General features: G+C 32.3%; 9 protein-coding genes. 8 read left to right on the top strand and 1 reads right to left on the bottom strand.

Translation table 11 applies throughout. The annotated features are described in order from the left end of the window. The first annotated feature begins 843 nt into the window (after positions 1-843). The 3 genes from P856_RS03630 to P856_RS03640 all read left to right on the top strand — a co-directional run bounded on the left by P856_RS03630 (position 844) and on the right by P856_RS03640 (position 6390). On the top strand, positions 844-1113 hold the full coding sequence (locus P856_RS03630; RefSeq protein ID WP_025300809.1) for an FAD assembly factor SdhE: 270 nt from the start codon (positions 844-846) through the stop codon (positions 1111-1113). Positions 1114-3069: 1956 nt separating this feature from the next. Beyond that, positions 3070-3999 (top strand): CAF17-like 4Fe-4S cluster assembly/insertion protein YgfZ, encoded by a 930-nt coding sequence (ygfZ, locus tag P856_RS03635; protein WP_025300810.1) that lies wholly within the window; start codon positions 3070-3072, stop codon positions 3997-3999. A gap of 756 nt (positions 4000-4755) precedes the next feature. Continuing rightward, positions 4756-6390, top strand: coding sequence for an ABC transporter permease (locus tag P856_RS03640; RefSeq protein WP_025300811.1), 1635 nt, complete (start codon positions 4756-4758; stop codon positions 6388-6390). 75 nt (positions 6391-6465) lie between these two features. Here the strand turns inward: P856_RS03640 and lepA are convergent, their stop codons facing one another. After that, positions 6466-8268, bottom strand: coding sequence for a translation elongation factor 4 (gene lepA / locus P856_RS03645; RefSeq protein ID WP_025300812.1), 1803 nt, complete (start codon positions 8266-8268; stop codon positions 6466-6468). A 1619-nt stretch (positions 8269-9887) separates the two neighbouring features. On the opposite strand from lepA, the gene mntR reads away from it, so the two are divergent. From mntR to P856_RS03670, 5 genes are all read left to right on the top strand, one after another. Beyond that, positions 9888-10325, top strand: coding sequence for a manganese-binding transcriptional regulator MntR (gene mntR, locus P856_RS03650; RefSeq protein ID WP_025300813.1), 438 nt, complete (start codon positions 9888-9890; stop codon positions 10323-10325). A 3322-nt stretch (positions 10326-13647) separates the two neighbouring features. Then, positions 13648-15024 (top strand): Trk system potassium transporter TrkA, encoded by a 1377-nt coding sequence (trkA, locus tag P856_RS03655; RefSeq protein WP_025300814.1) that lies wholly within the window; start codon positions 13648-13650, stop codon positions 15022-15024. A gap of 1732 nt (positions 15025-16756) precedes the next feature. Beyond that, the gene (dnaG, locus tag P856_RS04165) at positions 16757-18712 is read left to right on the top strand and encodes a DNA primase (protein ID WP_025300815.1); all 1956 of its coding nucleotides are present in this window, start codon (positions 16757-16759) and stop codon (positions 18710-18712) included. Between the two features lie 189 nt (positions 18713-18901). After that, positions 18902-20851: an RNA polymerase sigma factor RpoD gene (gene rpoD / locus P856_RS03665; protein ID WP_025300816.1), complete on the top strand. Its 1950-nt coding sequence runs from the start codon at positions 18902-18904 to the stop codon at positions 20849-20851. A 997-nt stretch (positions 20852-21848) separates the two neighbouring features. Beyond that, positions 21849-22640, top strand: coding sequence for an undecaprenyl-diphosphate phosphatase (locus tag P856_RS03670; protein ID WP_025300817.1), 792 nt, complete (start codon positions 21849-21851; stop codon positions 22638-22640). Positions 22641-23392 lie beyond the last annotated feature (752 nt).

The raw sequence follows: 23392 nt of genomic DNA on the forward strand, positions 1-23392 counted from the left end.
AAATTGATAATACTTTGTAATTTTTCTCTGAACGACCTTACAGTATAATAATCCTCGTCCTGTAAGGAAATTATTCTTTAAACCCAATACTCAGCATCTAGCCTTAGGTCTATTTTATCCTAATTAATATCAGATAAAAAATTATTAGTCAATAACAATAATATGCTGTAAAATTGCACAAATTTTAACTGAAATTTTCATATATTCACTCTAATTCACTATTAACATTTATTTACGGATAAATGTTAAAAAGAACACATTATTTGACTGTAGTCCACAAAACAACAAAAATGAAACTACTACATACTTAATTAACGGCAAAAACACTTTTTTATATATAGTACACATCTAGCAATCAGATATAATTAATTGAAAGACTTCTATTGAAGCACCTAAAGATAATTTATTTAAATGAAATAATATAATAATTAATTTGAGCTACATCTAATACTGACAGTATTATTTTATTATAAAAAATGACTAATATCCTAAAAATTTTTTATTTGATTTTAATATAAATTAAGTAAATGCTCGATTTTTTAGGTTATGCTGAATACTTTTGCTCGATCAAGTAATTCCTGTACTTAATTTAAATTTTAAATAATAATTAGATTTTTATCTATGGAATTGAAAAAAAAAATTAAACATTAATTATATTTAATTCTTATATTCTCGATATATACAATAATCTATTACAATATTCTTATAATCTATTACAATATTCTTAATAAAATTAAGCAATGCGCATGATTTGATATTTTACAATACGGGATAATTACTTTTAAAAAATATTATAAACAATTAGCGATAAATATCACTGTTATTTTTAAAATAGGAGACTGTATGACAAAAGCACTAGAAGCTAGAAAGAAACAATTACGCTATCGTAGCACTCACACTGGATCAAAAGATACTGAACTTATACTTGGTCAATTCGCTAATAAACATCTTGAATCGTTAGGAGAATCTGATTTGGATAAATATGAGCATTTACTAAATATCGAGCACAACCTTCTCTATAGATTAATTACTAATAAAAAAATACCAGATAAAGAACTCGATACATCGGTATTGCAAATGTTGCGTATGTTAACCTTAAATTGTATCAAATAAAATTTGGCTCAAATGGAAATTTGAATTATGAAATATCCAGTTACTTGATTGCCTGATTGTACTTATTTGTAAAAAATCTTGCTTGCAGTCAATTGGAAAATGCAAGTTAATGTCAAAAATCAAAACACCGGCGAAAGTTTTAACCTAAGAGTACTTAAGTTTATAAAGCTAACAGTAGCATATAAGATTATAATCAAAAACATAATCTTTAAAGCTATAATTTTCTCACAAACATCTCGCAAAAACTTTATAATTATAAACTATCATTGAACAAAAACTAGCTGTTTAATAAAAGAATCATCGTTTAATTAATTTACATTTTTTTAAAGAATCCTTCTTAAGGTGCCCTAATTTATAAAATTAGCAACAGCAAAAAATTACTTCCTGGGGTAAGCAAACAAAAATTAACAATTAATAAACTAGTAATTTCTTGTTACCCTAATCACACTGTGTGATTAAATGAATCTACAGCAGTATGTAATATTTTACATGTTTTTAGTAGCCAAAAAAACAATTTGTTCATTTAAAGTGACAATAATCTTAAATAAATTTAGTTTCTTAGCTAGACTATAATAGTTTAATACATAAAAGCGAACATTACAGTAGTTAGTGCCCAGTTAAATAATTTTAAAAAGTAACTTTATAAAATATATTTAACTTGTAAAGTTTAATTAGTGCTAATGTAGCATTACAGAAGAAATTTAAAATTTTTAATCATGTCTAACAATTAATCATTAATTAAATCTTACTTAAAATATAGTTACTTAATTGATACAATAATGTAATAATCTTATGCTAATTGCTTATTATACTTATAAGTTTAAGTATAAATTCTAAATTATTGAAAAATACTATAAGCCTGCACAATCCTTGCTAATTTAATTAATATATTAATTTATCGTTTTATTTTTACATTAAATTAATACGACCTGGAAATATTACAAAATAAATTACTATAGATTGTTTTTACTTTGCACGATTTTTTTCTAAAAAAATTACTTGATCTTTTATTAAGTATAAATCGTACAGCATAATTCACTCTGTTATGGATAATATTCTTATTAAATCTTAGCATGAATACAAATAACAAATTAATTTTTATACAATATAAATATGATGACTTAATCCAGCGATAAAAGTGTCAACACATTGATGCTCTGATATGTTAGAATATTAGATAATGAAGCGCAATCCAACTCAATAGACATTGCCTGAAATCTTAATAAATACATCAATTAATTAATGAGAAAGCTTAAGCATTATAAGATTTTCGAAAGCTAATAAATGCTTCTTATTACATTTGAAATAAATAAAATAATAAAAATAAACAATTTTCAATGATTCTATTTTCTTTTAACAAAGATACAGTATCTATGATACGGCTTACAAGAAAGCAGAAGTATTTAGTGTGCTAAGTTTTTTACGAAGGTCAATATTACCTTATGGCAATGCACTAGGATAGTCTAATTAATAATCTGGTAAAAATATTGCATTATTAGCAATAATATTTTTGCCTTCGCCACTAACTAAAAACATTTTACTAAATGATTTTAGGATCACATCGTGTGCGTAAATTAATTCAGTTAACCTTAGCGAGATTAAATGAAAACTGCAACCATTGCTCAGCCTTGCTGATGTTTAATCTTTGTTTAAGAAAAATGCTATTAATTCAATTAATTGTATCCTAATAATTAAATTAATAGCATTACTTCTATCGAAGTAATTGATTTTGCTCACTGTACATCTATGTTTTATTGGATAGAAATTTTTCTATTATTTAAGCGTTAAAAATTTAACATCAAACGAACAGACTATGCTGTGATTAATTACCAAGCTACGCATTACAGATATCAGTAGATCTACGAAAAATAGAAGATAAATTACTAATTTACAGTCTGTCATTTCTTGCAAAGTCAACTTATGTCATCTAACAACTTTATATTTTAGGTAAATGCAATGGTTAATGCATATTTTCACATATTGGATGATCGAGGAATTATCCGGGTTGCCGGCGAAGATCGATTCCAATTTTTACAACATTTAGTTTCCAATGATGTTTTTAAAGTTACTCCTGAATCTGCCGGATATGGTGCTTTTTTAACTACACAAGGAAAATTTCTTCACGATTTTTTTTTAATCAATATTAATGATGCACTATTGATTGATACTGCTGCTGATCGTCTACAGGATTTTTTTTGCACTCTACAAAAATATAAATTACGCTCAAGAATTGATCTTTCGATCAATTCTAAGCACTGGACAGTGGCAGCAATATTTGGAAAAAATGTATTAGATTTAGACTTAATCCATCTGCCAGCTAAAAGGGGAGCAATGAGTAGCTTTGCCGAGGGTTTTGCTTTCATTGATCCGCGCCATATCAATGCTGGCATACGTATTCTCTCTTACAAAGAGAGCAAACCAAACATCTTAAAAACAACTAAATTACAAGTAACTGATCGAGAATCTTATGAACGCTACCGTATTGCTTTAGGACTTCCAGATGGTACAAAAGATATGGAGGTTAAAAAAACTTTATTGTTAGAAGCTGGATTTGAAGAACTCGGTGGAGTTGACTTCCAAAAAGGCTGTTATATAGGACAAGAGTTAACGGCCCGCACTAAGTATCGCGGTTTAGTAAAACGAAGACTGATGCCAATAAAAATTAATGGATCTATCCCAAACCCTGGAACAAAAATAACTTTAAATGGCCGCGGGATCGGTGAAGTTCGTAGTGTTATTGCCAATCGTAATAGCAATAAGCTAAAAGGTATTGGTTTAGCAATGATCCGTATTGATAGCATAAAAGATGCTATTCACTTCAATCATCAACTAATCGCTAATGAGGCGATTATAAACCCATACAAACCTGATTGGGCTTCCTTATAAAAATAACTAATCGCTTTTGTAATTTTTAATTATAAGTTTTGTTTGTGAAATCTGAATGATTTCGCTTGCATCATAATTTTTTAAAACTAATATCTTGTAAAAGCGATATCCCTTTTTACCGATAAATTATATAGCCATTCATCAAACTTGATTTAGCGCGGTATTTATTTTAATAAGTAAAGCAAGCATATTAGGCCTATGTTTATTATAAAGATAGCAATGATTTACTAAGAAAATCAACAAAATATTTGTAGATAATTAGTGTAAATTACCATTATTGAAATAATCTGTAAATTTCATTACATGAATAGATACTTTTTTCAAAAGTTAAAATTTGCTAATTTATTTATGATCTTTATTAACGGTAAGATAAGTATTAATCTCTTCTTTTTAAGAGGAGAATAATACTTAAGAACGAATATGCATTTTTTCAATTACATAAAATTTCTTCGATATTTTTATCAATATTAAACTAAATTGATATACTTCATATATACATGAATAAAAGATATGAGATTATGCTTTTATTAGTAATTTTTATATGCTACTAACTGCAATCTAACTAAAAATTTTCCGGAAAACAATATTTATTATGTCAAATATTTTTATAAAATTAAAGCTAATTGCCCCGATATAAGAAGTTTTCATTTGTACTGATATTTTGTATTAGTATACTTTTTCTCCTAGATTATTAAGTATTAATAAGTAGTAAGCCTTGTAAGGGAAAAATTAGCCTTTCTGTATCAAGGTATATATATGCCTTTACACTATCGTTTTTTTCTTGTTGCTAGCATTATATGCGCTCTACTGGTAGCTGCGCCAATCCTCACTGTATTTCTGCACGCCATGGCGCCTACTGAATTGATTTTTCATTTATACAACACATTGCTACCAACTTATATAAGTAATACCATACTATTAATTATCGGGGTTACGCTTGGAACTGGCAGTATAGGAGTTGGTACAGCCTGGTTAGTTACTATGTGTCGCTTTCCTGGCCGATGTATAATGGAATGGGCACTAGTCTTACCCCTAGCTGCACCAACATATGTATTAGCTTATGCCTATGCTAATTTTTTAGAGCATGCTGGACCTGTACAAGAATTATTACGCCAAATGTTTTATTTAAAGCCAAGAGATTACTGGTTCCCAGAGATTCGATCTTTAGGAGGAGTAATCGTTATGTTGACGATTACCTTGTTTCCTTACGTATATTTATTGGCTAGAGCAGCTTTTTTAGAACAATCAGTATGTGTCATTGAAGTCAGCCGTACACTAGGAAAAACACCCGTACAAACATTTATGCGAATTGCACTGCCATTAGCTAGACCCGCAATTGCTGCAGGTATTGCTTTGGCTGTAATGGAAACACTAGCTGATTATGGAACTGTATCTTATTTCGGGGTACAGACCTTTACCACAGGGGTCTACTTAGCAATCTTCTCTTTTGGAGATAGAGTAGCTGCAGCTCAACTTGCCAGCGGCTTACTAATCTTTGTAATAATCGTTATCTTCATGGAGCGCATTTCCCGTGGGCGCCAACGATTTGATCACACAACCAACATTTATCGCAAATTACCCATATTTAGACTCAGTAAGATGAAAGCAGCAGGCGCCCTTACAGCCTGTGCCTTACCTGTATTTTTAGGTTTTTTACTGCCTACTATTCTACTAATACACATGACAACAACTAATGGGCACAAAGTATTTGGTATACGCTATATAACAATGACGATTAATAGCGCTACCCTAGCCGGGATCACTTCCGTACTAGCGGTTTTTATATCTTTGCTTATGGCATATACAAATAGGTTATCAAAAGATAGCTGCACTATCTTGCTGAGCAAATTAGCTGCGCTCGGCTATGCAGTACCGAGTTCAGTTATTGCAATCGGTATTTTGATCCCTATATCTCTTTTTGATCGCTGTGTGGATGATGCAACACGACACATACTAGGATTATCCACCGGACTATTAATGAGTGGGAGCGCTGTAAGCTTAATATACGCATATTTAGTTCGTTTTCTTGCAGTATCGCTTCATACTATTGAAGCAGGAATGACTAAAATAACCCCAAACATGGATAAGGCCGCTCAGGTTTTAGGTAACTCTCCGAGATCAATATTGAAGCGAGTGCATTTACCAATGCTGCGCAGCAGCCTACTAACTGCAACACTTATTGTGTTTGTTGATGTAATGAAAGAACTGCCAGCGACGATGATTTTACGTCCGTTCAATTTTAATACTCTTGCAGTACAAGCGCACAATTTAGCAGCTGACGAACGAATATCCCAAGCTGCCACACCATCGTTAACTATTTTAGTGGTTGGCCTCCTACCAGTTATTCTTCTAAGTTGGCATATTTCAAAATCGAGAACCTTATGTCAATAGCAAGTACACCATAATTTATTATTAGTTAACAGTTTTAAATGAATTATAAAGACAAAATACTTTTGCTTTTGAAGCTTAGACATCTAATTTCAAGAGAGCAATAAAAGCAGATTGTGGAATTTCCACTTGTCCAGATTGTAGCATCTTTTTCTTGCCTTTTTTTTGTTTATCCAATAATTTTTTCTTTCGTGTGACATCTCCCCCATAGCATTTTGCTGTTACATTTTTGCGCATGGCACTAATAGTTTCTCGAGCAATAATTCTCCCTCCGACTGCTGCTTGGATGGCAATTTTAAAAAGTTGTCTGGGAATAAGTTTTTTTAAAAGCAAGCACATAGCTCTAGCACGTAGATCAGCGCGAGTGCGATGAACAATCATCGATAATGCATCCACCGTCCTAAAATTAACCATGATTGATAACTTAACCAAATCGCTCTTGTTGTAGCCAGCCATTTGATAATCAAAGCTTGCATAACCCTTGCTATTCGCTTTCAAACGATCATAAAAGTCAAACACAACCTCATTCAGAGGTAGACGATAAACTAGCATTGCTCGGCTTCCTGAATATACTAACTTAATTTGTTCGCCTCGACGTTCAATGCAAAGAGCTATTATATGACCAAGATACTTGTTCGGTACAAAAATTGTACCCTTAATGACCGGTTCTTCGATATAATCAATCTTCATTAAGTCAGGCAGATCGGTAGGGTTATGTAGATAAATCATTGTATTATCAGTTGTGTAAATTCTATAAACGACGCTTGGTGCTGTAGTAATCAAATCAATATTAAATTCACGCTCCAAGCGCTCTTGAATGATTTCTAGATGAAGCAGGCCAAGAAATCCACAACGAAAACCAAAACCTAGCGCGGCTGAGGTCTCAGGTTCAAACTGAAAGCTAGCGTCGTTTAAACGTAATTTCTCTATACTATCACGCAAAACTTCACAATCTGCTGAATTAACAGGATATATCCCACAAAATACTACAGGAATACTAGGCTTAAAACCTATTATCAACTTATCCGTTGGGCGATTTTCTTCAGTTATTGTATCTCCAATACTAGTATCGGCTACTTTTTTGATAGAGGCGTTTATGCAGCCTACTTCGCCTGGACCTAATTCATCAACAGTAACCCTTCTTGGCGTCATGACACCAAGGAGCTCAATCCGATGCAATGCACCGGTTTGCATCATCTTTATCTTCTGGCCCTTCTTTAGTATACCTTCATTTACACGTACAAGACAGGTAACACCAAGATAGCTATCATACCAACTATCTATCAAAATTGCTTTTAGTGGGGCCTCCTTAGTACCGTTCGGGGGGGGTAAAAACTCAACAATTGCTTCAAGTAATTCAGCAACTCCAAGACCAGTTTTTGCCGAAAGCATTATAGCTCTCGAGGTATCTAGGCCAATTACCTCTTCAATATTCTGCATTACCCGCTCTGGATCAGCAGCAGGCAAATCAACTTTATTCAAAACAATTATGATCTCATGATTTAGCTCAATCGCCTGATAAACGTTAGCTAACGTTTGCGCCTCAACTCCCTGCGCAGCATCAACTACTAGAACAGAGCCCTCGCAGGCTGCTAGCGATCTGCTAACTTCGTAGCTAAAATCTGCATGACCAGGAGTGTCAATCATGTTCAAGGTGTAGTTATTGCCATCCCTAGAATTATAAATCAGACGAACAGTTTGCGCCTTAATAGTAATTCCTCGCTCACGCTCAATGTCCATAGAGTCAAGAACTTGCTGCTTCATATCACGATCAGACAGTCCACCACACATCTGAATTAGCCGATCAGCTAATGTTGATTTTCCATGATCAATATGAGCAATAATCGCGAAATTGCGTATAGTAGAAATGTTTTTTGTCATAGTGTTTGAGATATAATCAAGCTATCAAGCTGATTATATATACTCCACTTAAATGAACAATGCATACTTATCACCTGGCAAAAGCTCATCCAAAAGCGATTGGCCATAGAATATGCTAAAACATTTGAACAATAATTTAAGTTTACGGTCGATGAGCGCTAAAATTTGATAAGACAAACTGTTTGTTTTTCTAAGCAACAGCTTAACATTTATAATAGTAAACTTACTTTTAGAATAGCAAATAATTTTTAAGATCATGCATAATTAGTGTGAGAAATTGAATCTTACCCTAATTATGCATTTTTAGAAAAACGTATTGAGTAAAGCATTGTAGCTTCGCTGAAGCCTACTCTCCTCGACAATCATAAACAAACTAGCTTACGAAATAATATTCAATGAGGAGTTAGACCAATATAGAGTTGTAAAAACAACACAGCCAAACACAAGTAAAATAATGCCATAACACTTTCTCCCACTTATAGATTTACCAAAGTTTATATTCAATGTTAGAAATTGACCACATATCTGGACAATATAAGCTATTATATAAAAAATGCAAACGACTAATTTTTGAATGATTTAATAAATTAAGCACCTTATTTTATAATTACTCTTGCGCAAAACAAAGAAAAGATAAGAAATTAAGTATTGGTTGGCAATTGCCTTCTAATATGAAAAAATTAGCAAATATAATTGCTAAGCCATTTAGCATTACACACTGCCCGCTTGAAGTTTAGCGATGCAGAACCATGCTTTTAGCAAAAGCTACTTTATCACCTCCTTCAGCATCTAATCATTCTACTATAGAAGTGTTAGAAGATCTATAACGCGCTTAGCTGAGATCATCTTTTAAATTTCAAGCCAAATTCAAAAACTAAATTTCAAGCCAAATTCAAAAACCAATTATCCTTATATTTGCTGCATAAATGTAAGAACAATCATAAAACAAAACATAAACACAACAAAATTATGCAAATCATAGATAATAAGCTATTAACATCCGTCACGGTTTATCTTAGTTAAATTTTTTAATAGCATTAATTTATGTGTAAAAAGTTATTATTATAACTATTTACACTATTTTCTAGAATGTATCATTGGTTTTACTCTACCACTAGTAAATTAAAACGTATTATATTGACGAAATATAGTTATTTTCTAACCCTAGCCATTCACCTGGAATATGTTTCCATTTGCCCTTTAAGTTTTTTGCAAAATACAAGCAACTTACTACAGTATTTGGCGTCCAAAATAATTAACAATATTTTTTATTAATCTATCGATGCGATATCTTTATTAGGGAATGCTAGATATTAGCAACATATTACACTACAGTGCCGAAGCAATAATATCAAGATATCAAGCAGCTTAATTCAATTAAGCCCAAAGATTAAAGGATTTTTACAAGCAGAGAATTAGTTTAAATGATTAATTATAGATTTTGTACACTTTTATAATCAGCTTTGTTGAGTTTTACGCTTAAAGTCTGATTTTTTATTAAGTAGTGTTGCAATATTCTATGATCATACGTATAAGAATATTATTATCAATTTTGATAAATTGCTTGCAAGCAAATCCCACTATAAAATTCAGATAGAGGTTTTTTGCGTGAGGACGGAATGGCTAACGAGTCTATCTTCCAAATTATCGATAATCAAGCGGACAACTTTAAACGTTTGCGCAACGAACACGCACGCGAGGTCACAGAAGATTACGTGGAAATGATCGCTAACTTGATTGATCAAGATGGTGAAGCTCGTGCAGTAGCGCTAGCAGAACGTTTTGGTGTCAGTCCAGCAACCGTCAACAATACACTAAAAAGATTGGAGCGCGATGGTTACGTTACCAGTAAACCTTATCGTGCTATTTTCCTTACTGACAATGGTCGTATCTTGGCAAAGACATGCAAAGAACGCCATCAAATGGTATGTGATTTCCTTATAGCTATTGGGGTTGACCGGAATATCGCAGAGGCAGATGCTGAAGGTATTGAACATCACGTTAGCGAAGCTACTATTTCATTTTTTCGTGATTTTTTAGATAAGAAAATTGGCTAATTTGTTAACCACCTACCCTAAGCTATAAGTGTTATTTTATTACAAGTTGATCTTGTTTTTTTTATTTTATAAGTAAAACAACTGTCATTTAAGGGATGGAATTGAAAATAAATATTGCTGTTAGTAAAAAACTATTGGCGAAATAAACTATCTCTATTTAGAGAAACACGATTAGCTCTTCGATTATGTATTCATGATCTTATTTTCGCGCCTTGGCCTTCTACATATAAACTACACCTAAGGTGATTGACCCAAGCTAGTAGTTTTACTTGTTCAACAATATAATTGCTCTGACCAAATAATAGATAAGTTTTTAGGGATCAAGCCAGGAAATCCTACCCCTAATAAGTTTTATTAGTTCACTATCAGATACGCCAACAATTCATTTGAATTAAATACTCGTAAATCACTTATCTGCTTCGATAAGTGGAATCTAGCTAAAAATAATGATAAAACTCCAGTATCAAGGTGGTAAAGGTAACTAATCAAAATAAGTTATTTCTAGTGTCAATCCAATCATTTAACCCGGTTGTTCTGCTTAATTATAAAATACTTATGTCAGTATAAATGATCATGTTGGTGTTTTATTAGCTAAACTGAGTCTGTAACTCTTATTGGCTTTTCTTCAGATTCAACTTTAACTTACTGTTAAGATAATGCCAACTTATTGTCAAGATAACGCCATAAATTAAGTTCACTACAGGAAGGCGTGGTTTAGCTGGAATAATTAAAATCTATTACACACTCGACACTACGTAAGCTAAATCATACATAAAATATTTGTTTGCCTAAAGATTTAGGCAATTCGACCTGCTGTCTAGATGCGAGGATCGGCAATATGCTGTAATTAATACGAGTATATATTTTGATTAGGACAGCATTAAAATTTTCTAATCATCATTTTCCATTTGCTTTGTCATTATTTGTACTATTAGTGCTAATATTAATAAAAACAACTTTTCTATGAGCTAGCTATTTTACGCAGTTGTTTAATAATATGCTGCTTGATGGAACAAGATTCGTAAAACCCCCTTATTGATGTGCGCGCAATGAGAAAAATTCAAATCATTAAGACTATGAAAGTATCTAGGAATAATATCTAAACTCAGAAAAATACAATCGCCTTACTATAAAAATTTTAAGATACTTTTTCTTAATATTGGACTAATGAATAATAAGAGCAGGGTTAACTAGTTAAATGCAAGATAATAGCTAAACCAGATTAGTTTTAATTGTGACAAACAAACTAGCTATATTTTATCTTGATGTTGTAGAAATTACTAAAATAACCTCTATTGTAACTTAGCTGTTGGATTAAAGTACTAAATCAATTATTAAAATTAAGTACTATTCAACAGTGAATTAGTGATTTTTCTGTTCTTCGATAAATCTACTTATACAATCTAGGCCTATATTTTGACTTCTATAGGATTAAAAATTTACAGCGTTTCAATTAGAAATTAACCTAAAGCGGACTAGCTGCTGATATTTGCTGTATATAAAAACTCAACAAGACATTTTCACTTAAAATCGCTTAAAAAAGAGAATACCATAAGAACACTAAAGATTAAACAAAGTTTTTTCTAAAAAATACATTATCATATTTTAATTAGAAGTATGTACTCTATAATTAAAGGATTTGATTGTCTTTGAGTAGATTTTAATTAGAAACGAGATCAAAATTTTAATAAATACTCGATAACACCGGTATAAAAGCGATCATTTGCTTAAAAATTTATCGAGGATATTTAATCTAAGATTTTAGAAAAATCTACGTTTGTAATTGATAAGCAAATAATCATAGCCGGAGTAGAAAAATTATGCTAAGTTTTTTAGTAAGATTATCTGAAAGATAATGCAACTACGATAAACTGCATGATAACTACGATAAACTGCATGATACGGTTATGTAAATTTTCTTAATAATAAAATGCCTTAACTGATGTGTTATCAAAAGTAGGAATAATTCTGATTAACTAAGTTAATTATGAATCCGTTGAAGGGCAATAGCGACTTAATTAAACTCCAATAGCACTCATAAGAAATCCTGTATGCTACTTTTAGTAGTTTAGCACTTGGTTTAACATAGCTACTTATTAAGCATTGGATTAACAGGCTATTCATAAAAATATTCTTAATCGTCGAAAAGAAGCACTAACATCTAAGTGGTAAATAGGTAATTCTTTGAAAAAGAAATGTAAAGCTTTTTCATTATCTTTAGCTATAAAGCTAAATAAATGTAAATGATAATTTTCTAGAGCTATTCAATACAGTCAAATTTATTATGGCATACCTATAAATCATTATTAAAAGCAAACTAGCCTTGTATGCACAAATAATACTTTAGTGCAGTTAAAAGTTTTTTTATTTAAGATTATAGAATCAATTTAAATAATAAATTAAAAAGCTGCTAGTTTCTTCGCTGCCAATGCTATATGAAAGCTAGAAATGCTATAGAAAATCCTTTATTGTATATCAGATATTATTATCCATGAATGCAAAGATTGGTTCTAGCTTTAGGCAAGAAAAATCGTAAATCAAAACCCAAATGGTCATTTAATTCGCTCTAGCAATTAATTAGGATATTGAACTTAAGCTAAGTTATATCTATGAAGAAATAGAGATCTGAAATATTTTGTAAGTTATGGACTACCTTCTAGTTAATTTAACATTCACTAATTTTAGATAATTCTCGTATTGTTTCCTCTGGAAAGACTAGTAGCTAAATACTGCGATCTATATTATAAGATCTTACAGACATTCTAGGCATATATTATCCAGACATTCTAGGCATATATTATCAATTTCACCAATCACGTGAGAATATTAAAAGTAAATTTTGAGATACGTATGGATCATATAAACAATTACGCATTGTAATAATAAAAATGATTTCTTGAAAGTTTCTGCACAAAACTTTTTTATTATGTGTAATATCGTAGTTGTGTAGTCTATCTACGGGAGAATTCCAAAATGTACTAAGCAATCATTAAATGGCTAAATTGACTTATACTAACCTATACCTTCCGAAGAAATTTTTCTCTTCTTAGAAAGAATATAAGGCGTATAGTATCATTAACTCTTTATTAAGCAGTGCTTTTAAAAAAAATTTTAAGCTTGATTAATATGTTAAAACATTAATATGTTAAACCTTAGAAAGACAGTTATTCTGGTACGGCTAAGCGCAGAACAATTAATTGTTTAGCATAGATCGTCTTAACCGATGCACAAAGGACAAGATATCTTAGTATCGCTCTAAAGAAGCAACTTATTTTCAGCGTTACTGTAAAAATTTTTATTGTTATATGAAATTTATGCTCAAATGAAAATAGTTATTTGTGGGGCAGGTCAAGTTGGCACTAACATTGCTAAACATCTTGCCAGCGAAAACAATGATGTTGTAATGCTTGATCAATCAGCAGAACGTATTCAGAAGATAAGCGATACACTTGATGTGCAAGGAATAACCGGCTTAGCCGCTTACCCTAGCGCATTAGAAGCAGCAGGGCTGCGTGAAGCAAATATGTTAATTGCGGTAACCTATAGCGACGAAGTCAACATGATTGCCTGTCAAATCGCTCATTCAATCTTTAACGTACCAACTAAGATCGCTCGAGTGCGTAACCAGGACTACTTGCTTCCCACTTGGGGTAACTTGTTCTCGCATGAGCACATTCCCATTGATGTAATCATATCACCTGAACGAGAAATTGCCCGTGCAATTGGCAGACGTCTAGAATTACCAGGCACGCTTGAAGCGCTAACTATGGCAAACGGCAAGATCAAAATTCTAGGAATACGCTGCAATAAAACAACGCCTATTATTCATACTCCCCTGCACCATCTTACCTCGATGTTTGCCAAATTGCTCATAGTTATAATCGGTATTATCCGGGATAATAAAACGGTTTTGCCAAAAATAGACGAACAGCTATTGCCAGGGGATGAGGTATATTTTGTATGTGATAGTAAACAACTATCTGACGTACTAGCTAGTTTCGGAAATAAAGAGCCTGAACCTCGCAACATTATAGTTGCTGGTGGTGGAAATATCGGCTTGACAATTGCCGAAGAAATTGATCACAAGCATAGTGCTACAAGTACTAAAGTGATCGAATGCAACAATTATCGCGCCGGTTATATTGCTCAATCTCTCAAGAATGCCACCGTAATAAACGGCAACGTGCTCGACCCAGAAATTATGGAAGAGGCGAATATCTCTCAAGGAGAAACTTTTGTCGCCGTCTCTAACGAAGATGAAGTAAATATCTTAAGTTCCGTGCTGGCCAAGCGATTCGGTTGTAAACGTACGATATCACTGACTAATTCTTCCACCTATACTCCACTGGCTGCCCAGATTGGAATTGATACTTTGGTAAATCCAAGCGCTATTACTGTTTCCAGAATACTTCAGCATGTTCGTCAAGGTCATATTCATCAAATTTATTCGATAAGAGAAGATTTCGGTGAAGTAATTGAAGCAGAAATAACAGAAACATCGATACTGGTGGGGCATTCGTTAAAAAATAATCCGCTGCCTTCCGGAATAACAATTAGCGCAATAGTACGTGGAGAAAAAGTTATTCTGGCCACTTCTGATGCAATTATTTGTAGCCATGATCGTGTGATAGCATTTACTGACTACAGAGCAGTAAAGAAAATCAAAAAATTCTTTTCTGTTGGTCATAATTTTTTTTAAATAAATCTGACAATTAAATTTTGATTATATATTACAGCAATATCAGATTATGTAATCTATGTTTTTCTCTGGATTTTAAGTTCATAGAAGTAATTCTGTAATACAAGCGCAATAAAATAGTGCCTTTCGTATACTTAATATTTAAAATTTCTAACTTACCATTATAATATAAATAACCATTATAATATAAATAATATATTTATATGTTAGAAACAACATTTGATAATAATCACACAAATATACCTTTAATCATAAGATTAAAAACATATAATTATATACTAAATTTTTATTAACAGAATACTTAAAAATTTCCTTATACTGTATTTAACATGCTATAGACAATTGTTAGGGTGTTAACAATAAAATACAAGACAAAATTTCTTAGCAAGTTTATATAACGATCAAAGGGTAGGTTATCTACATAACCGCGTTATCACTGGATAATTAATAGCAGGCTACGCCAACCTATTAAGCGTTATAACACTAAACCAAGTTAATTTCTGGATTGAAATCCACTTTCTCGTGAATTTACTTAAAAGCCTGTAATAGATACTTAATTGAAATTAATACCTGATTATATCACAGCCATTTCACTCCATAAACAAAGAATTAACTTATTAATTTTTAAGCAAAATAAAAATACATAGTCGACAATAATTTAAACATATCTTGATTTTTTCAGATTTATAAAGAAAGAAGTCTAATTATTGTCATATATTTAATATAACAACCTACACAAAATGAATAGATTGTAGCCAATCAGTCGTAAAACCTTTTAATAAAGATTATAATCTTATGTCTTATTGAAGGTAAGCTTTCAGTATTCTATGCAATAGATGACTATAGTTCAACTATTAGCTTAAAAAGTTTTTGCAATTTATGCTAGAAAAAACGATGATAAAACTTTTTATAGACTAAACAACCCAAATGTTAGATTGTGCAAAAATTATTTATTTCTTGTAAAAGCAATGGTTTTTTTGCTTTCCGGCAGTAACCAGTATTGTCTTTGAAAAATTGCTTTTACGCATAATAGGTAAATTATATAGACCAGCAAATTGCTCTTGTTTACATTGATGAACTCACATAATACAGGCGTTACCCTGTATAATCACCGACATAAGCTAATTAAATCCCTTATAAAAACAAACGCAATTTGCTAGAATATGATATTTATTCTTCAAAAAGAGTATAACTAAATATTAAGTTGATTAAGATTCGTAATAGAAATAATTAGTTTTGCTAACAAAATTCTAATAGCATTGGAATTACCTAACGGGATTGTCTAAAGTATAGAGAAGTATAAAAAATATTATAGATAACTGAAATATATAACATGCTTTGTTATACGTACGATGTAAATTGTACACATAGTCAATTATAAATACCAAAAATAATTAATATCTAACTATACTGTAAGAAAAATAATATCAAATGTTAATAGCTTACTTAACTCAAAGTAGCTGCATTTTACGCTTAATTTATTCGTTTCATAGAAAAAACTATAAAAACTTACAACGAACTACTATTTGTTGCCTCTATTAAGTGTCGATACATCTACGAAATCTAAAATTAGCAATTCAGTCCAGCTGCATAAAGGCAGCTTTAAGATCTACACTAGATCAACAAGAAAATGACTAGTATAATATAGCACGTTGCAATTGCAGTCGCGATTATAGCCAGACTGAACGTATCATTAATTGATCCCATTCTGATATGCAAAGTAGTCCTACCCATGTCGTTTCCTCCGCATTTCATTGAAGAACTACGTAACCGCTTGACAATATCCAGCGTAATTAGCCGGAAATACAAGCTAAAACGAAATGGCCGTGAATTCATAGCACTATGTCCGTTTCATAATGATAATAAACCATCACTTTCTATAGTTGATGAGAAGGGTTTCTATCACTGTTTTGCCTGCGGAGCACATGGAGACATATTTAAATTTCTTATGGAAACCGATGGCATAAAATTTATGGAAGCAGTTGCAGAGCTTGCTAGCATAGCAGGAATTTACGTACCGAACTCAAAATCAAAAAACCAGCAACAAAATGAAAGTCGCAAATCCATTCAATCGACAATGGATACTGCTTGCAGATGGTACGAGCAACAACTTCACACAAGCACTGGAGAAGCTGGCCGTAATTATTTAATGAAACGCGGTATAACTAAGGAAACTATAAAAAATTTTCGCATCGGTTGGGCACCAGGATCTCACAATGCATTACAGCATGCCATGAAAGCTAGGGGGGTGAAGAACAAAATACTACTAGAAGCAGGTTTAGTGAAAGAGTATAAAGAAAAGAAAAATTCCAGCTTGATGGTCGATTATATGCGAAACAGGATAATTTTTCCTATAATTGACCGACGCTGCAATGTCATTGGATTTGGTGGACGAGTTTTAGATGAAAATCAACCAAAATACTTAAACTCACCAGAAACTCAGTTGTTCAACAAATCACAAATTCTTTATGGTATCAGTCAAGCAGGTAATTTGATCGCAAAGTTCGGCAAAATAATTGTCACTGAAGGTTACTTAGATGTTCTATCTCTAAATCAGGCTGGTTTTCCTGCAGTATCTCCGCTTGGCAGCACACTGAGTAAATATCAGCTCACAGATTTATGGCAAATCACGGCAGAGCCTTTCATATGCTTTGATGGCGATACGGCTGGATATCGTGCTGCACTGCGCGTTTGCGATCGTGCTCTACCACTACTGAAGCCAGGCAAATCTTTACGCTTTGTAACGTTGCCGAAAGGGCAAGATCCAGACGACTTAATTAAGCGCTATGGTAAAGAAGTACTAGATAAATTCCTTACTACTTCTCGTGGATTAGCGGAATTTATGTGGGCCAATTGGTTATTTTTATGTGATCTGGACACTCCAGAGAGCAAAGCAAAATTTAAAAAAGACATTGATCTAAAAATCAATACTATATCAGATGAATATATACGTTATGAATATCATAATTTTTTTCGCAAAAAAAATAAAGATCTGTTTAATAGTATTGATTACCAATATCAAGATATTCAAGAATATGATAAAGAATTATATTCACCCTTAACGAAAAAATACACGGATAATCATAGCCAAAGTCAAAAAAAGCACTCTATTAATCAAACAGTTTTTAATAAAAAAAATTATAAAAAATTCTTAATAAATAAATCATGCAAGTCACGCAAGGATTTTACATTATCCTCTTCCGAAGTAAGAAGAGAACAATTAATAATTTCAATTATTGCAGCGCATCCATCTTTGCTTAATAGATTTGGTGAATGTATTGGATATGAAAATTTTACTGATCCGGTACACGAAAATGCACGGCATGCTATCTTTAGCTTTATGAGGAATTATCCAGAATCAGCATTTGAATCCATAAAATTTTTTTTAAACATAAATTTTACAAATAAAATTATTCTAAGTAAAAATGCAAAAAAAATATTTCCATTTTGCGATCAAAGTTACAACGCAGAATTTGCTGGAAAAGCTCTTTTTGTTTTATTAATGAAAAATAAAATTAAAAAAATAGAGCAGGAAATAGATTCTATTATTAAGAATAATAGTCAAAATATTGACAATAATACACTAGCAATCATTATGGCTCTTCGTGCAAACAAAGTTAATTTAATAAATAATATTCATGCGGTAAATCATGATGAAATAGGCGCAACAGACGCAAATGCAATGTAGATTGACGTAATAAATAATATCATTAGCGCACGCACATCTAACTTTATGGCCTCAATACATTGAAGCTGGATATGCTTGCAACCGATTATTTCCGTATTTTACACAGCTTTGACTGTACACTTAATAGTTTAAAGTATTCTCTGCGGGAGCAAGATATCAATTTGACAATTAATGCGAGGTCAACAGCTTATGGCAACTAAAACAGCAAAGGCATCCCAAAAGAATAAAGATACCCATGAGAACGATGCCGTGCCAGATAGGTTGCTATTGGATAGCATAAGCCAACTAATTAAAAATCTTATCAAAAAAAGCAAAGAACGGGGATGCTTAACTTATAGCGAGTTAAATTCTACCTTACCACACGAAGATTTGTCCTCAGAGCAAATCGAGGATCTGATTAGCGTATTAAATGAAATGGGTATTAATTTTATTGAAAACGAATATAATCCTGAAAAGGAAGAAGAAATTGATAAAGACAATACATTAACCGGAAACGTCTCTGAGGAAGACATCGGACGTACCGACGATCCGATGCGTATTTACCTGCGCGAAATGGGTTCGGTTGAACTACTTTCTCGCGATGGTGAAATAGCTATTGCTAAACGCATCGAGGCTAGTCTTGAGATGATGATTGGCGGTATCTGCGAAAGTCCACTAACTATCCGTGCACTTGTACAGTGGCGCGACCAACTTAAAGACGGCACTATCCTATTGCGCGATGTCATCGATTTGGAAGCTACTTACGGTGTAGAACATGCTACCCTAACGCCCTACTCCGATGAAAACAACAAAAAAAATGAAACTAAGTCTGAAAAAGCTAAACGTCTTGATAATAAAGAAAACGATGAATACCCTGATGATAGCGAAGAAAACAATATATCTCTGTCAGTAATGGAGCAACAACTAATTCCACAAGTACTAAAAAAATTTGATAATATTGCTAATACTTACAGTAAGCTTGCGAAAATGCAAAAACGTCGAATTGATAAACTGACTCGTGGTGAAGAGCTTGCTAAAACACCTGAACGCAAATACGAAAAACTTAAAAGAGACCTAATTGAAGCTATGGAAAGTGTACGCCTGAACAATAGCAGGATCGACTCTATTGTAGAACAGTTATACTCACTAAATCGTAATATGATTCAGGTGGATACGCAACTTTGGCGGATGGCTGACAGTGTCAATGTATCTCGTAAATCATTTATGGAAGAACATTTTGGTAATGAATTAGAACCTGGCTGGGCTAAACGAGTTGCAAAGAAAGGTGAAAGCTGGAGAAAGTTTTTCAAAACTTATAGTGATCAGATCGAAAAACATCGATCCAATTTAGCAAAAATTTCTGCTGACGCAGGACTACCTATTAGCGAATTTAGACGCATTGTACAGACAGTCCAAAAAGGCGAACGAGACGCTGGGAGAGCAAAGAAAGATATGGTTGAGGCTAATCTGCGCCTCGTTATTTCTATCGCAAAGAAATACACTAATCGTGGCCTTCAATTTTTAGACCTCATTCAAGAAGGCAATATCGGCCTAATGAAAGCGGTTGATAAGTTCGAATACCGCCGAGGCTATAAGTTTTCTACTTATGCTACTTGGTGGATAAGACAAGCTATCACTCGCTCAATTGCTGATCAAGCTCGCACCATTAGAATTCCTGTACACATGATTGAAACGATTAATAAATTAGTTCGCACCTCGAGACAAATGCTTCCTGAAATCGGTCGCGAGCCAACTCCAGAAGAATTAGCCGAAAAATTAGTGATGCCACTGGATAAAGTTCGTAAAGTACTGAAAATTTCTAAAGAGCCTATCAGCTTAGAAACACCAGTTGGCGATGAAGAAGATGCACATCTAGGCGAATTCATCGAAGATAAAAACGTTATACAACCGCTAGATGCTGCTATTCAAACTAATTTACGCGAAATAACCAAGCGAATATTAGCTAGCTTAACTCCCAGAGAAGAACGTGTGTTACGTATGCGTTTTGGAATAGGAATGAACACCGACCACACTTTAGAAGAAGTCGGACAACAATTTAGCGTAACTCGTGAACGCATCCGTCAAATTGAAGCTAAAGCATTACGCAAACTCAAACACCCATCTCGATCTAGAAAATTGCGTAGTTTTTTCGAGTACTAAGATTGCTCCCAGAAAATTATGTTCGTTTTTTTAGAAAAAATGTATAATAAAATGGTTAACTTTATTTATATGATGAATATCATATCTACTTATTAGCTTTAAAATTAATTATTTGTGATTATAATGATCCTAGATCACAAACGCAAATTTAGTATACTTTTTAATTGCTAGTAATTTATAGCCTGTATAGAGCATAAGATAACCTTAACGTTTTTAAAATGTTTATAATTTGCTGCTTGGTAGAAGATTTATTTATATTTATAGTAGGAATTTTATATCTTAGATCTTATTTTATCGGTAAATCAATGATATAATATCATCTACTTCTCAGCTATTACTAACCTTATAATGTGCTTTAACTTACATTTTAAGTAGTGCAGATGAATATTTCCTAGTTCCTTATAAGATCGTTTCTCTTATTTATTCATTATTTATCAAGGCGTATAATCAAAACGAGTATAATAGTAATTTATCATATTTGATAAATTACTATTGAAGAGCGGAAGAAAGAAATATAATCTAGAAGATACCTAAGTTATTACACTAATGATATTTAAAATAAAATTAGCTATAATATTAAAAATATAGATGAATAATTTTAGCAAAGTAAAACCTAGCCAGCTGTCGCTTGACTTTATGCATAATAAAATATTTTCATTATTCAAAATAAAAACTTATGTTGTATATTAGGTTTGTAGTAGCTGAAATCTTAACAAGTATTGTTTTACTTAATAAGTACGTGCTGCAAGCTAGTATTAAGTAATTTGTTTGATCCATAGTCTAGATATGCTATGAATCATTTTGTTATCTCACAATCAAATTTATCAAATAACTCACAAATCTTACAAGATCTTAGAATTATTATTATAGTAATAATCAATTTTATTGAATTAAAAAAACAGATAAATTTAAAATTACAAATTATTGTATTTTTACAATAAAGCTAGTCTTTATAGAATTTTTGATAATTTAAATTTAGACTGCCGGAGAAAGTTAAGTGTCTATTGATCATATAATTTTTATAGCATTAATTCAGGGTGTTACTGAATTTCTTCCTGTAAGCTCTTCGGGTCACTTAATAATGATTCCAACTATACTTGGTACTGATGATCAAGGAATGATAATTGATGTAGCAGTTCATGTTGGCAGTTTGTTGGCTGTATGCATATACCTGTGGCGCTATATCGCTCACATGATTCTTGGTACATTACGAGGATATCGAGATCCTGGCTTTCGCTTAACTATGCAAATAATTCTAGCAACCATATCCATTATTTGCGCTGGTTATATAATGAAGTATTACATAAATGATATTATTCGTTCTCCAAAAATAGTTGCTTGGGCTAATCTTGGCTTTGGTATTGTACTAGGAATTGTCGATCGGCTTGGTAGAACAAGCCGAAGAATTAAACATATGTCCTACAAAGATGCTCTAATTATCGGATTTGCACAGATATTCGCCCTGATTCCAGGCACCAGTCGTTCCGGCATCACCATAACAGCATCTCGGGCACTAGGGTACGAACGCCAAGAAGCAAGTCGTTTTTCAATGCTCATAGGAATTCCAGCAATACTTGCTGCAGGAACAGCAATTAGTTTAGATTTATACCGTTATAGTGATGTTCAACTTACTATCGACGCATTGATAGCTGTTGGATTATCATTTTTTACTGCCTTGACATCAATCGTGCTAATGATGAATTGGTTAAAGTGTGCAAGCTTTTTTCCATTCGTAATTTACCGTATCTTATTCGGAAGTGGATGGCTAATTTGGCTCTACAGGACATAAATCTGCTTTCCCAATAAATATGCCGGACATGGCAAATAAATAGGTATAAGACCATACAATATAATAACGGCGCAGTGCTATTTTCTATTACTTAGTATTTTCTCTAAACTTTATTCGACTACTTGAAGTTTATAGTTCTTTATAATCGTTTTAATTAACTTAGAATAAACCTATAACAAAGCAATTCCAGTGCATTAAGCATTATACACAAGCATATTTCAAAAGATTTAGCTTCGATAATACATCTGTGTAAATTCTAAATGCTTCTGCACATTTTTTAAGTATAGAACCAGCGGGACAGAAGCAATCGCTATAAAAAGAATACAGTGGATATTCGCGTTGGACTTATAATACGCGATAAAGTATATTAAACCTTTTAAGGTAAGAAAAATAAGCTTTCTTCTTCTGTTCTGTAAAAACACGAAATAAATCTATTACATACGGTATTTGCTTTTCTCAGCACAACTGATAGTTGTCTCCACATCGTGAAGTTAAAAACTTCTAGAAACAATCCTATTCGAGAATAATCCAGCCCAAACGTAAACAAATAACACCAATTTATTCTAATAAACTATAAATAATACTATTAACTTACATCAACAATAATTTAACAAAACATTGCAAACTCCGGTCGCCTTATAATATAGCACAACTATATATCTTCACGATATTTATTAGGTCAATAATTTTTTCACAGATACAATCATAAAGAATAATATAAATATTTTTGCTCAACATTTGTTGGGGCATAT

Origin of the sequence: Candidatus Endolissoclinum faulkneri L5 (assembly GCF_000510265.1) — a bacterium.
In the GTDB taxonomy this organism is placed as follows: Bacteria; Pseudomonadota; Alphaproteobacteria; order Thalassobaculales; family Thalassobaculaceae; genus Thalassobaculum; species Thalassobaculum faulkneri_A.